We start from the raw sequence: 13314 nt of genomic DNA on the forward strand, positions 1-13314 counted from the left end.
GGATGAGGGCGTTCGAGTCTGATGCGGAGCGTACGCCGATCAGCGGCCGACGAACTCGGCCGGGGTGCGCGAGAGGAAGGCCTGCATGCCGATCCGGGCGTCCTCGCTCGCGGCCAGGCGCGCGAGCGTCGGCTGCAACCGCGCCTCGGCGGCCGCGTCGCCCTCCCGCACCGCTGTGAAGGCGCTGGCGAGGGTGGCCTGCACCGCGAGCGGTGCCTGGGCGGCGATCCGCTCTGCGATGGCCAGCGCCGTGTCGAACTGCTCGCCGTCGTCCACGACCTCCTGCACCAGGCCGATGCGGTAGGCCTCGTCGGCGTCGAACATGTCGCCGGTGAGGAGATAGCGCATGGCGTTGCCCCAGCCCGCCGTCCGCGGGAACCGGATGGTCGCTCCGCCGAACGGCAGGATGCCGCGTGCGACCTCGATCTGCCCGAACCGCGTCGACCGGGCCGCGATCGCGACATCGGCGGCGAGCATGAGCTCGATGCCGAGGGTGAGGCAGATGCCCTGCACGGCGACGACGACGGGCTTGGTGCGCTGTCGTCCGGAGACGCCCCAGGGGTCGACCCCGGTGTCGGAGACGAACGAGAGACCGTCCGGGCCGACCCGTGGGCCGACATCGGCCAGGTCGAGGCCGCCGGTGAAATGGTCGCCGACGGCGTACACGAGCCCCGCGCGGATGTCGGGATCGCGTTCGAGCTCTCCGTACGCCTCGGCGAGCCCGGTCAGGAGCTCGAAGTCGGCCGCGTTGCGCTTCTCCGGCCGGTTGAGGCCGATGAGGAGGACGTGCCCGCGTCGTTCGGTCAGGATTCGGGGTTCGCTCATGTCGCCAACGCTACCGGGCTCAGCCGACGTCACGGAGAGGGCCCGTGAGCGCACCCAGCACCCGGAGGATCACCGGCAGATCGCGACCGGCGGCCTCCGGTGACTCGGGGGCGAACTCGGTGATCGCGGCGCCGACGAGCTCGAAGCGTGCCCGCAGCGCCCGGATGGCGTCGGACAACTGTTCGGGACTGACGCCGAACGGCTCGGGGAAGCCGATTCCGTCGACCGCCGAGGGATCGAGCACGTCGAGGTCGACGTGGAGGTAGACGGCCGACGCCCCCGTCGCCTCCACCGCGGCCACGAGCGTCTGCGGGTCGTCGAAACCGTCCGGCCCGACCAACCGGATCCCGACCCGGTCGACGAAGGCCGACTCACCGTCGTCGAGCGCGCGCGTTCCCGCGAGCACCAGCTGCTCGTGGTGGAGGCGCGCGGGTCCGGTCGCCGCGAGTCCGTCCGGTCCGTCGCCGAGCAGAGCGCGCACGACCATGCCGTGGAAAGCCCCGGACGGCGAAGTCGAGACGTTGTTGAGGTCGCCGTGCGCGTCGAACCAGACCACGGCGACCGAGCCGGCCGGATGCGACGCCACGGCGTGCTGCACGCTCGCGAGATCTGCAGCGCAGTCGCCGCCGATCGTGACGACCGGCGCCTCCAGCACCGCCAGCTCGGCCTCCGCCAGCTCGCGCACCAGCGTGAGCGACGAGTACCGCAGCACACCGGTGCCGAGCGCTTCGCCGGCCGCCGCGGGCACGGCCACACTGTGGGTGGCCGTCGTCGGCAGGTCGCCGCGGATGGCGTCGGCGCCGTCGATGAGCCGCATGGCGCGGGACGAGCCGGAGCCCTGCCACTGGGGGATGACGAGGAACGAAGCCGGGCTCATCCTCTCTCCTTCCGGTTCGGTGTCATGGCCGTGCGGTTCGGTGTCATGGTGTCGTCGCCCTCCTGCTCCGTGAGTTCCGTTGGCGGCGGATCAGCAGGAACACGACCGCCGCGATCGCGACCAGCACGACGACCAGCAGCCACACGAACCAGGGCCCGGGGCCGCCGCCCACGGCGTCGCCGAGCCCGTTGGCTGCGGCGACGGCGGCTTTCGTCCAGTCCTGCGCGTGCAGCGCGGGCCCGACCTGGTCCTGCTCGATGGTGGTGAGCTGCTGGTCGCTCACCGGCCCGCTGTCGTCGCCGGAGAGGTAGTAGGCGCTGCCGTCGGTCTCGGCCGCCAGCAGGTAGTCCGTGGGCCCCAGATCGTTGCGCGCGGCCGTCTCGTTCGCCCAGTCCTCCGCATCGGCGGGGTCGGTGAAGTGGTCGACGAACACCACGTAGAGCGTGATCTGATGATTCTTCTTGAGTGTGGCAGTGGCCGCTTCGATCGTGTCGATGTCCGCTTTCGACAGCACTCCCGCCTGGTCGACGACATGGCCGGGACCGAGCGCGACCGGCTCGGCGGCCTCGGCGGCCGGGGCGGCCAGCGCGAGCGGCGCAACGGCCGCGCCGACGGCGAGGAGGAACGCGGTCAGGACGCGACGCACAGACATCCACCCACTCTCTCGAGCTCACCTGTCATCCAGCCGAGTCTATTGACGGCCCCGATGCGTGTCACTGTTCGATCTCCCCGTCACGTGTTGCCGCCTGTTACGGCCACGGATGCGCGCAGCGCACGTTCCGCCCACAATGGCTCGTATGTCTCCGGCCTCCCGCACCCTCGCCGTCGTCGAGGCGACGCGCTTGCGCGGGCACGACCCGGAGTATCACGCGTACGTTCAGGTGCTGGTCGGCGGGGTCGTCCGTGCGGCGGAGGCCGACGGCTGGACGGTGACCAGGCTCGCCGCCGACGAGGGCACCGACGCGCTGCTGGCCGCGACGGAGCGCGCGGACGCCGCGGTGATCGTGGGAGGCGAGGACATCGCCCCGCGGTTCTACGGAGCGTCGGGAGGCTACCCGCACGAGAGCCTGCACCGCGAGACCGCCGACGCCGCCCAGCTCGCGCTGGTCCACCGGGCGATCGAGCGCGGGATGCCGCTGCTCGGCATCTGCCGCGGCCTCCAGATCGTCAATGTCGCGCTCGGCGGCACGCTCGTCCAAGACCTCGGCGACGGCGACCACGTGCGCCGCGGTGTCCCGATTCCCGAGGTGCTGACCACCCACCCCGTGCTGCTCGAGCCCGGCAGCAGAGTCGAGGAGCTGCTCGGCGGCCCCGTGGTGTCGGTCCGCAGCGCACACCATCAGGCGGTCGACGTCGTCGGCGAGGCACTGGTCGTGACCGGTCGCGCGCCCGACGGCCACGTGGAGGCGATCGAGCACGAGTCCGCGCCGATCCTCGCCGTCCAGTGGCATCCGGAGGACCCGGGCGCCCCCGCCGGCCAGCTCGCCGCGCTCCTCGGCTCGCTGCGCTCGCGCGCCCGCGCCGCCGTCGGCGCTGTCGCCGCTGTCGCGACCGCCGCCTAGCGCCGCCGCGGCTCCGCCGCGCCCCTGCCGCCCCACCCCCGCGACATTCGTGACGAATCCCGACATTCGTGCCACGAATCCCACGATTCGTGACGAATCTCACCCCGCCCCGGCGGGGCTAGGGATGGCGCATTTGCGCCAAATGCGGCGATACAACGCCGCGAACGCCACATTCGCAGCAAATGCGTCGCCAGACGCACACGCAGATTCGTGACGAATGTCGTCACTCCCGGTCGCGCCAGCCGTCGTCGCCGACGAGCGGCACGAACGTGACAGCGCCGAGGCTGCGCCCGTGGAGGTCGCCGTCGGCGCCGCGCTCGAACACCGTGAGGTGCTGCGCGCCTCCCGGGCGGCCGACCGGCATCACGATCCGCCCCTCCCGCGTTAGCTGCTCCGGCCACGCCCGCGGCAGCGTCGGGCCGGTCGCCGCCGCGATGATCACGTCGTACGGCGCGCCCGCCGGCCACCCGAGCGTGCCGTCGCCGGTGACGACGTTCACCCGGTAGCCCAGGGCCTCCAGCGTCGCCGCGGCCGTCACCGCCAGCTCGGGATGGCGTTCGATGCTGACGACGCGGTGACCGAGCTCCGCGGCGACGGCCGCCGCATAGCCTGAGCCGGTCCCGACGTCGAGGACGCTGTCCTCCGGGCCGATCCTGGCTGCCTCGAGCATGAGCGCGACGATGAACGGCTGCGAGATGGTCTGGCCGTCGCCGATCGGCATCGGGTGATCCTCGTAGGCGTACCGTTCGGAACCCTCGGGGACGAACTCGTGTCGCGGCACGCGTCGCATCGCGTCGAGGACCCGCTGGTCCTCGATCCCGCGGCGGACGAGTTGCTCCTCGACCATCCGCTCCCGTTCTGCGGCGTATTCCCTGTTCGTAAGGCCTATTGAACCACCGCGGCCTGCCGGTCCTGAAGGCCGGATACGGCGAGGTCCAGTGCGTCGGCGGAGGCTCCTCCGGCCTCCAGCGCCAGCAGGGCGGCCCCGAGGATGGGCGCGGACGTCACGACCGTGATCCTGGCCAGCGGCGCCCGCTCGGCGAGGCCGCGCTCCACCCCGGCCAGCAGCCGTTCGTCGCCCGAGCCGATCACCCCTCCGCCGAGGACGACCGGCACCTCGCTGCCGAGCAGCTCCAGCCGGCGCAGCGTGGTGGCGGCGAGGATCACGATCTCCTCCGCCTGCCGGTCCACGAGACGCTGTGCGACCGCGTCCCCAGCGCGCGACGCCGCGAGAACGGCGGGCGCGAGGCGCGACAGCTCGCTGTTGGCGATGCGCTCGAAGTGCAGGGCCTCGATGACGTCGGGGATGCCCGTCAGGCCGTAGACCTCGGGGATCGCGGCGGCGAGCGTGGTGGCCGGCCCGCGGCCGTCGACCGCCCTGGCCGCGTGCCAGAGCGCCTTCTCGCCCAGGTGCCAGCCGCCGCCCCAGTCGCCGGAGGTCATCCCGAGGGAGGCGTAGCGCACGACGGCGCCGTCCGCGCGCACGCCGACGCAGTTGATCCCTGTGCCGCAGACGACCGCGACCGCGTCGGACTCGCTGGTGCCGGCCCGCAGCAGCGCGAACAGGTCGTTGTCGACGATCGCGTCGGCCCACGCGTAGCCGGCGATCCCCGCGCGGAACTCCGCGATCTCTGCGGGCAGGTCGAGCCCGGAGAGGTAGATGTTGGCGCTCGCGAGCGGACGCGGACCCGTCTCGACGAGGAGCCGCTCGATGAGCTCGTCCACGAGGCGGGCCGTCGCCGCCATCCCGATCAGGTGGGGGCTGGAGGTCGTGCCGCGGACGGCGGCCACAAGGGTCCCGTCGAGTTCGAGGGCGACGGCGTCGGTCTTCGATCCTCCGCCGTCGACCGCGATCACGATCGGCGCGCCGCCCGTCGGGTCGGTCATCGTGCCCACGCCAGGTGCTGATGGTTGCGTGCGATGAGCAGGTCGGTCAGCTTCTCCGCCCGGTCGTACTGCCCGACGAGCGGATGGGCGAGCATCGCCCGCACGACCCGGTCGCGACCGCCGTGGACGGCGGCGTCGAGCGCGAGCCGCTCGTACCCGGCGACGTGCCCGATGAGTCCCGCCATGTCGTCGGGCAGGGGAGCGATCTGCTGCGCGTGCACGCCGGTCGCACCGACCGTGGCCGGGACCTCGATCACGTGGTCGTCGGGCAGGAACGGCAGCGTGCCGTCGTTGCGCAGGTTGACCACCTGCACATCGCCGCGGTCGCTCGTCAGCGAAGCGAGCAGGTCGACCGCCGCCTCGGAGTAGAACGCACCGCCGCGCTGGGCGAGCTGTTCCGGCTTGGTGTCGACCGACGGGTCGGCGTAGAGCTCGAGCAGTTCGCGTTCGACCCGCTGCACGGCCTCCGCCCTGGTCGGTGCGTCGAGCTGCTCGCGCAGCACCTCGTCGTGGGCGTAGTAGTAGCGCAGATAGTAGCTCGGCACGTTCCCGAGCAGGCGGATCAGGGAGGCCGGAAGCTCGATCTCCTCGGCGAGCTGGGGCAGGCGGGTGGACAGCAGTTCGGGCAGCACGTCGCGTCCGCCGACCGTGACCGACCGCTCCCAGGTCAGGTGGTTGAGGCCGACGTGGCCGAGTCCGACCTCCGCCGGTGCCACGTCGAGCAGTGCGGCGAACCGGCGCTGGAAGCCGATCGCCACGTTGCAGAGCCCGACCGCCCTGTGCCCCTCCTGGAGAAGCGCGCGCGTGACGATGCCGACCGGGTTGGTGAAGTCGACGATCCACGCGTCCGGCTTGGCGTGCTTCCGGATGACCTCCGCCACGGACAGCACGACCGGGACGGTCCGCAGTGCCTTGGCGAAGCCGCCCGGCCCGGTGGTCTCCTGGCCGATGCAGCCGCACTCGTGCGGGAAGGTCTCGTCGCCATGGCGGGCGGCCTGGCCGCCCACCCGCAGCTGGATGAGCACGGCGTCGGCGTCGGCGACGCCGGCGACCAGATCGGAGGTGGGTACGACGCGGCCCGGGTGGCCGGCGGCGCGGAACATGCGCTCGCTGACACCGCCGACGAGCCGGAGCCGTTCCGGATCGGTGTCGACGAGCCAGAGCTCCTCGATCGGCAGCAGGTCGCGCAGGCGCGCAAATCCGTCCACGAGTTCGGGGGTGTAGGTGGATCCTCCGCCTACGACAGCCAGTTTCACGCGTTATCCCTTCACGCCGGTGAGTGTGATGCCCTCCACGAAGACGCGTTGGGCGAAGAAGAAGATGATGACGACGGGGACGGTGACGAGCATCGTCATCGCCATGGTGAGTCCCCAGTCGGTGCCGTGGACGCCGCGGAACGATGCCAGTCCGTAGGCCACCGGCCACGCTGCCGGGTTCTCCGAGGTGTACAGCAGGGGGCCGTAGTAGTCGTTCCACGAGTTGAAGAACATGAAGATCGCCGTCGCCGCGATGCCGGGCTTCGCCATCGGGAGCACGACCCGCCAGAGCACGCCGAACTCGCCGTTCCCGTCGATCCGGGCAGCGTCCGAGTACTCCGTCGGGATGGTGAGGAAGAACTGGCGCAGCAGGAAGATCGAGAACGCGTCCCCGAGCAGGTTCGGCAGGATCAGCGGCCAGAGGGAGCCGGTGAGCCCGAGCTGCGACCACATCACGTAGATCGGGATGGCCGTCACCTGCGGCGGCAGCAGCATGGCCACGATGATCGCCGTGAACAGGATCCCGGAGCCGCGGAACCGGATCTTGGCCAGCGCGTACGCGGCGGGCACCGACGAGACCAGCATGAAGGCTGTGGCCAGGATCGCGTACATCGCCGAGTTGGCGAACCACTGGGCGAGCGGGACGGTGGTGAAGACGGTGACGTAGTTCTGCCACACGAACGGCTGCGGCCAGAGGGAGGCCGTGAGTGTCTGCGAGCTCGACATCACCGAGGTCAGGAAGACGAATACGACGGGCGCGACGAACAGCACGGCCAGCACGATGAGCACGGCGTGCTCGGCGATCCAGCCGAGGACCGCCCTGGTGCGCAACGAGCGGGGCGTGCGGATCTTGCGCTGCGGCGCCGCGGGGGAGGCCGGGGCTTTCGGGGTGAGGGTAGCGGAGGTCATTGCGCGCCTTCCGGGGTGAACGCCTTGAACCGGCGCAGGAGCAGGAGCAGGATGATCGCGGCGACGACGAACAGGAGCACGGCCAGCGCCGAGGCGTAACCCAGCTGGTACGTCCCGAAGCCGCGCACGTACAGCCACTGCGTGTAGGTGAGCAGGGAGTTGTCGGGGTAGCCGAGGGTGCTGCCGATCCCCTCGCCGACCACGGCCTTGCCGCTGGCGACCGAGGAGGCGACCGCGGCCTCCGTGAAATACTGGATGGCCGCGATGACACCGGTGACGGCCGCGAACAGCAGCACGGGCGCGATGCTCGGCAGGGTGACGTAGCGCACCTTCTGCACTCCGCTCGCCCCGTCGAGCGAGGCGGCTTCGTACTGCTCGCGCGGCACATCGAGCAGGGCCGCGAGGAAGATGATCATGATGTCGCCCATCACCCAGATGCCCAGCAGGACGAGTGACGGTTTCGACCAAGCCGGGTCGTTGAACCACAGCGGGCCCTTGATCCCGAACCAGGCGAGCACCTGGTTCACCGGACCGGTCCCCGGGTTGAAGAGGAACACGAACGCCACGACGCTCGCGACCGGCGGCACGAGGGCCGGCAGGTAGAAGATCGTCCGCCAGACCCCGGATGCGCGGCGCGCCCGGGCGAGGAGCCCGGCGACGATGAGCGCGAACCCGGTCTTCACCGGAACCCAGATCACGACGAACCAGAGCGTGTTGAGCGTCGCGGTCCAGACGTTCGGGTCCTGCGTGAAGAGGTACTCGTAGTTGCGGAGGCCGATCCACTGGGGTGGGGAGATCAGGTCGAATCGGGTGAAGGAGTAGTAGATGGAGGCGATGAGCGGGTAGACGAAGAAGATCGCCAACCCGAGCAGCGCGGGCGCGAGCAGCGCGAGCGTCACCAGGTTGCGGCGCCGGCGGCTCCGGGAGGACCGCGCGGGGCGGGCGGTCGCCCGCCCCGCGCTCTGGGCCGTCGTGGTCACGACCTCACGGGCCCTTCGAGAGGGCGAGGGCGTCGTTGATCTGCTTGTCGACCGACTTCAGGCCCGCGTCGATGTCGCCGCCCTGGCTCTGGTACTTGTTCCACCAGTCCTGGAAGGTGTTCTGGTAGCCGGCGCCGAGCGGGCTCGCCGGGGTGGTCATGACGTTCTTGTTCGACGCGATGTCGAGGAACGTCTTGAACTGCGGAGAGACCTCCAGGTCGGGGGAGGCGAGCGCGTCCTTCGTGGTCGGCACGTTCTTCAGGCCGTTGGCGAGCTTCACGACCGCCCCGGTGTCGGTGGTGAGGTACTTCAGCAGCGCCCAGGCGAGCTCCGGGTGCTGGGAGCCCTTGGAGATGCCGATGATGTTGCCGGTGATGTACCCGCCGCCGTACAGGTCGGTGTGGTCGTCTGCCGTCGGGAACGGCGCGGTGCCGTAGTCGAGGTCCTTGGCCTGGTCGCCGATGAAGGCGGTGCGGTACTCGCCGTCCATGTTCATCGCGACCTGGCCGGTCTGGAAGGCGTTGTCGGCCGAGAACTCCTGGCCGAGCCCCGAGGTGAAGGCGTTGAGCTTGTCCCAGCCGATCTTGTCGACGTAGGCCTTCTGCCACTCGATCAGCTCCTTCCAGCCGGGGGAGGAGGAGATCGCGCTGGTGCCGTCGGCCTTCAGCCACTCGGCGCCGGCGGCCGGGCCGTAGTGGGCGGCCGAGTTCTCGTACCAGCCCATGGTCGGGTTGAAGCCGAGCGTCTTGATCGAGCCGTCGGGGTTGAACGTGGTGAGCTTGTCGGCCATCGACTCCAGCTCGCTCAGCGTCTTGGGCGGCTCGGTGAACCCGGCGGCCTGCAGCAGCTTCTTGTTGTAATAGAGGCCGTAGACGTCGGCGAGCATCGGCATCGCGCAGCGGTTGCCCTTGAACTCCGTGTAGGACTTCACGGTGTCGCTGAACTGGCTCATGTCGACCTTGTCGCGCGCGATCACCTTGTTGAGCGACCGGAACGCGCCGTTCGAGCAGAAGTTGCCGACGATGTCGGTCGAGTACGAGAGTCCGACGTCGACCTTGCTGCCGGTGGCGATCGCCTTCTGCAGCTTCTCGTCGTCCTGGCCGGAGTGCACGTCGACCTTGACCTTGGGGTACTTCTTCTCGAAGTCGTCGACGACCGACTGGACGACCTTGGCCTCCCGGTCGGAGAAGAAGTGCCAGAACGACACGGTCCCCGACAGGTCGGACGGCGTGCTGTCCTGGAACGACGTTCCGGAGGATCCTCCGGAGCAGCCGGCCAGGGTGAGTGCAGCGGCCGCGGCGACCGCGGCGGCTGCGATGAGGTGACGGTGTTTCACGGGTGGTTCCTCGCTGATCCTTCTCGTGATTTCAGGTGGACGGTGTGGTGCTGAGGTGTCGGCCGTCACTCAGACGGCGATGCGCGACACTTCGTCGAAGAGCGCCTCGCGCACCTCGCCGAGGAGGTGCTCGCGTGCGCCGCGGAGGACGGGGTTGGTGGGGACGCCGGTGGCCACGACGGCGCGTTCGCCCCAGCCGGCGCGCAGCTCGGCCGTGACGAGCTCGGCGAGCCGGTCGCCGAAGGCGGCTCCGGTGGGGCCGCCGAGCACGACCAGCTCCGGGTCGAGGAGCGCCAGCACAGGCACGACGCCGACCGCGACCCGCTGGGCGAGCTCGGTGACGAGCGTGTCGATCGCCGCGTCGTCGCCGCGCAGGTCTTCGGTCAGCCCGTGCGCGGCGGCCAGAGCGACGACGGCTGGCCCTCCGATGAGGTCCTGGAGGTCGGCGGCCTCCGGGTCGAGATCGGCGGCCGAGCGGGGGATCGGCAGGTAGCCGATCTCGCCGGCGCCGCCGGAGGCTCCGCGGTGCACCGAGCCGGCCTGGTCGACGGCGAGGCCGAGGCCGTCGCCCATCCAGAGCAGGGCGAAGCCGGCGATGTCGGCGCCGGCGCCCTCCGTGCGCTCGGCGACCGCGGCGAGGTTCACGTCGTTGTCGATGTGGACCGCGATGTCGAGGGCGTCTTCGAGCCTCTTCCGGATGCCGCGCTCGGTCCAGCCAGGGAGCGTCTCGATGTAGGTGAGCTCGTCGGTGCGCGGGTCGAGCGCGCCCTGCACGCCGACGCAGACCGCGCGGACGCGCTCGGCGCCGACGCCCGCGGCGGCGCACGCGGCCTCGATCGCGAGCCGGAGGTCGGCCTCGGGGGTGCGGGCGGGCCGGGGAGGCAGTGCGAGCGGGGTCACGGCGATCGGATGCTCCGCTCCGCCGGCGTCGACGACTGTCGACCGCAGCGACACCGCGTCGATGTCGACGGCGACGCCCAGCATCCGATCGGTGCGCACCGCGTAGCCGGCGGCGTTCGGGCCGCGGCCGGCGGAGACCTCGCCGACGACGTGGATGAGACCGGCCGTCTCGAGCCGCGACACCATCTGCGCCGCGGTGGGCTTGGAGAGCCCGGAGAGCTCCCCGATGCGGGTGCGGGTGAGCACGCCGTGCTCGAGCAGCAGCGCGAGCGCCGTGCGGTCGTTGGTCTCGCGGAGCCACCCCGGGGTGCCCCGGACGGGTCGGTCGGCCATTCTCATCCCCTCGTCGGAACGATGTCGTGGGGCGAATGTATCAGGAAAGTTTCTTTATAGTAAAGAGGCCGACGAAAATGAGACCGGACCGTGACGCGGAGAGCCGCTCAGACCACCGTGCGGGCGTGGTCCACGAGGCGGTCGAACGCCGCGTCCAGGTCGGGGTCCACCTGCTGCCGGGACGCGTCGGCCAGATACCAGTCGACGATCTCGCCGGCCCCGTGGGCGAACGCCACGCGCGCCTCGTACTCCGGCACGAGCGCCTTGACCTTTGCGTTGTCGAAGTGCATCGAGTGCGCCTTGTCGCCCAGCAGGCCGGGGCCGAGGTCGGGGAGGGCGGCGGCGATGGTCTCGCTGGCGACGTGCACCAGCTCCGCCTCCACGCCCAGGGCCTCTGCGAGGTAGCAGTAGATCTGGTCCCAGGTCGGCGCTTCGTCCGAGGTGATGTGGAAGGAGTCGCCCACGGCCTCCGGCCGGCCGAGCAGCCCCACGAAGGCGACGGCGAAATCGGTGTTGTGGGTGATCGTCCAGCGGCTGGTGCCGTCGCCGTGCACCACGACCGGGGCGCCGCGGCGCATCCGCTCGAGATCGGTCCAGTGCCCGGTGGTCGGGATCATGGTGCGGTCGTAGGTGTGGGACGGGCGCACGATCGTGATGGGGAAGCCGCGGTCGCGGTAGGCCTCCACCAGGAGGTCCTCGCACGCGATCTTGTCGCGGGAGTACTGCCAGAACGGGTTGCGCAGCGGCGTCGACTCGATCACCGGCATCCGCGCGGGCGGCGTCTGATAGGCCGAGGCCGAGGAGATGAAGACGAACTGTCCGACCCGGCCCTCGAACAGGTCGAAGTCGGTGCGGATGTGCTCCGGTGTGAACGCCAGGAACTCCGCTGCGACGTCGAAGCTGCGTTCGCCGAGCACCGCGTGCACGCTCTCGGGGTCGCGGATGTCCGCGTGCAGCACCTCCACACCGTCGGGGAGCGGGCGGAGGTCGCTGTTCCCCCGATTGACGACCGTGACCTCGTGGCCCTTCTCGAGGGCCCTGGCGACACACGCGGAGCTGATGACCCCCGTGCCGCCGATGAAGAGTGTCCGTGTCGCTGTCATACTCGCTCCTCGCGTCATCGCCGGCTCTCGCCGAAGCCCGAATTCCCCCTGGCCCCAGAAGACTCAGACTAACGCGGTCGGGGCCGTGAGGTTAAGGTCCCGGACGGCCCCGCGTGCAGACCGCCATCGACCGCGCCCTGCGCGCCCTAACGGCCCTCAGTGAACTCACAGCAACAGCGGGACCAACCCGAGCCTCCTTGCTGTTCTCCTTACTGACGGCGCCGCAGCCAGCGCTCGCCGCACACAGGAGGAAACGTGACACAGGACTATCGCAAGAGCCAGGACGCCGTCGCGCGGCTCACCCCCGCGCAGTACGCGGTCACCCAGGAGGCGGCCACCGAGCCCGCCTTCCGCAACGAGTTCTGGAACAACCACGAGGCGGGGCTGTACGTCGACATCGTGTCGGGCGAGCCGCTCTTCGCCTCGGTGAACAAGTACGACAGCCGTTCCGGCTGGCCGAGCTTCACCGTGCCGGTCGACCCTGCGAACATCGTGGAGAAGACCGACCGCACCTACGGGATGGTGCGCACCGAGGTGCGCTCCGCCCACGGTGACAGCCACCTCGGCCACCTGTTCGACGACGGGCCCGCCGAGGCCGGCGGCCTGCGCTACTGCATCAACTCCGCCGCACTCCGCTTCGTCCCGCTCGCCGAGCTGGAGGAGCAGGGCTACGGCGACTACATCCACCTTTTCGAGAACGAGGAGAAGCACTGATGACGACCGAGAAGGCCATCCTGGCTGGAGGCTGTTTCTGGGGCATGCAGGACCTCATCCGCAAACGTCCCGGCGTGGTGAGCACCCGCGTCGGGTACTCCGGCGGCGACGTCCCGAACGCCACCTACCGCAACCACGGCACCCACGCCGAGGCGATCGAGATCGAGTTCGACCCCGAGCGCATCAGCTACCGCGATCTGCTGGAGTTCTTCTTCCAGATCCACGACCCGTCGACGAAGAACCGTCAGGGCAACGACGTGGGCACGAGCTACCGTTCGGCGATATTCTACGAGAACGACGAGCAGCGCCGCGTGGCGGAGGACACAATCGCCGACGTCGACGCGTCCGGTCTCTGGCCGGGCAAGGTCGTGACCGAGGTGACCGCGGCCGGTCCGTTCTGGGAGGCGGAGCCGGAGCACCAGGACTACCTGGAGCGCATCCCGTGGGGCTACACCTGCCACTTCGCGCGTCCCGACTGGAAGCTCCCGCGCCGTGAGGCGGCGGCGAGCTAGTCTCCCTTCCGATCGGAGGCCGTCCCTCTGATCGGGAGTCGGGTAAGCGTCCGGCGAATAATGAGGATTCCTCTTGCCAATTCTGGTGGGGTGGAGTAGACCGACCGTGTCACCCCACCT

14 protein-coding genes are annotated in these 13314 nt (G+C 70.4%); 3 read left to right on the plus strand and 11 right to left on the minus strand.

Annotated features, from left to right (window positions below; translation table 11 throughout):
- Window positions 1-39: 39 nt before the first annotated feature.
- The 3 genes from KNO15_RS17495 to KNO15_RS17505 are packed head-to-tail and all read right to left on the minus strand — an operon-like array spanning window position 40 to window position 2354.
- Complete coding sequence (locus KNO15_RS17495) at window positions 40-825, minus strand: crotonase/enoyl-CoA hydratase family protein (RefSeq protein WP_241705083.1); 786 nt, start codon at window positions 823-825, stop codon at window positions 40-42.
- Between the two features lie 19 nt (window positions 826-844).
- A complete protein-coding gene (locus KNO15_RS17500; RefSeq protein WP_241705084.1) occupies window positions 845-1702 on the minus strand; it encodes an arginase family protein in 858 nt (285 codons plus the stop codon).
- A gap of 43 nt (window positions 1703-1745) precedes the next feature.
- Window positions 1746-2354: a TPM domain-containing protein gene (locus KNO15_RS17505; protein WP_241705085.1), complete on the minus strand. Its 609-nt coding sequence runs from the start codon at window positions 2352-2354 to the stop codon at window positions 1746-1748.
- Window positions 2355-2499: 145 nt separating this feature from the next.
- Here KNO15_RS17505 and KNO15_RS17510 point away from each other — a divergent pair, with 145 nt between their 5' ends.
- Window positions 2500-3264, plus strand: coding sequence for a gamma-glutamyl-gamma-aminobutyrate hydrolase family protein (locus tag KNO15_RS17510; RefSeq protein WP_241705086.1), 765 nt, complete (start codon window positions 2500-2502; stop codon window positions 3262-3264).
- Window positions 3265-3487: 223 nt separating this feature from the next.
- Here KNO15_RS17510 and KNO15_RS17515 read toward each other — a convergent pair whose 3' ends face one another.
- From KNO15_RS17515 to KNO15_RS17550, 8 genes are all read right to left on the minus strand, one after another.
- Window positions 3488-4189: a protein-L-isoaspartate(D-aspartate) O-methyltransferase gene (locus KNO15_RS17515; RefSeq protein ID WP_308220457.1), complete on the minus strand. Its 702-nt coding sequence runs from the start codon at window positions 4187-4189 to the stop codon at window positions 3488-3490.
- Window positions 4150-5151: an N-acetylglucosamine kinase gene (locus KNO15_RS17520; RefSeq protein WP_241705088.1), complete on the minus strand. Its 1002-nt coding sequence runs from the start codon at window positions 5149-5151 to the stop codon at window positions 4150-4152. The genes KNO15_RS17515 and KNO15_RS17520 overlap by 40 nt, the downstream gene beginning before the upstream one ends.
- The gene (locus tag KNO15_RS17525) at window positions 5148-6407 is read right to left on the minus strand and encodes a 6-phospho-beta-glucosidase (protein ID WP_241705089.1); all 1260 of its coding nucleotides are present in this window, start codon (window positions 6405-6407) and stop codon (window positions 5148-5150) included. Before KNO15_RS17525 ends, KNO15_RS17520 begins: the two co-directional genes overlap by 4 nt.
- Before the next feature lie 3 nt (window positions 6408-6410).
- Window positions 6411-7316, minus strand: coding sequence for a carbohydrate ABC transporter permease (locus KNO15_RS17530; protein ID WP_241705090.1), 906 nt, complete (start codon window positions 7314-7316; stop codon window positions 6411-6413).
- Window positions 7313-8296 (minus strand): carbohydrate ABC transporter permease, encoded by a 984-nt coding sequence (locus KNO15_RS17535; protein ID WP_241705091.1) that lies wholly within the window; start codon window positions 8294-8296, stop codon window positions 7313-7315. Before KNO15_RS17535 ends, KNO15_RS17530 begins: the two co-directional genes overlap by 4 nt.
- Before the next feature lie 4 nt (window positions 8297-8300).
- A complete protein-coding gene (locus KNO15_RS17540; RefSeq protein ID WP_241705092.1) occupies window positions 8301-9632 on the minus strand; it encodes an ABC transporter substrate-binding protein in 1332 nt (443 codons plus the stop codon).
- Between the two features lie 69 nt (window positions 9633-9701).
- Window positions 9702-10865: an ROK family transcriptional regulator gene (locus tag KNO15_RS17545; protein ID WP_241705093.1), complete on the minus strand. Its 1164-nt coding sequence runs from the start codon at window positions 10863-10865 to the stop codon at window positions 9702-9704.
- A 107-nt stretch (window positions 10866-10972) separates the two neighbouring features.
- On the minus strand, window positions 10973-11968 hold the full coding sequence (locus KNO15_RS17550; protein ID WP_241705094.1) for an SDR family oxidoreductase: 996 nt from the start codon (window positions 11966-11968) through the stop codon (window positions 10973-10975).
- 255 nt (window positions 11969-12223) lie between these two features.
- Between KNO15_RS17550 and msrB the strand changes: the two genes are divergently transcribed.
- Both msrB and msrA read left to right on the plus strand, forming a co-directional pair.
- On the plus strand, window positions 12224-12682 hold the full coding sequence (msrB, locus tag KNO15_RS17555; protein WP_241705095.1) for a peptide-methionine (R)-S-oxide reductase MsrB: 459 nt from the start codon (window positions 12224-12226) through the stop codon (window positions 12680-12682).
- A complete protein-coding gene (gene msrA, locus KNO15_RS17560) occupies window positions 12682-13194 on the plus strand; it encodes a peptide-methionine (S)-S-oxide reductase MsrA (RefSeq protein ID WP_241705096.1) in 513 nt (170 codons plus the stop codon). The genes msrB and msrA overlap by 1 nt, the downstream gene beginning before the upstream one ends.
- Window positions 13195-13314: the final 120 nt, after the last annotated feature.

Source organism: Leifsonia shinshuensis, assembly GCF_022606355.1.
In the GTDB taxonomy this organism is placed as follows: Bacteria; Actinomycetota; Actinomycetes; order Actinomycetales; family Microbacteriaceae; genus Leifsonia; species Leifsonia shinshuensis_B.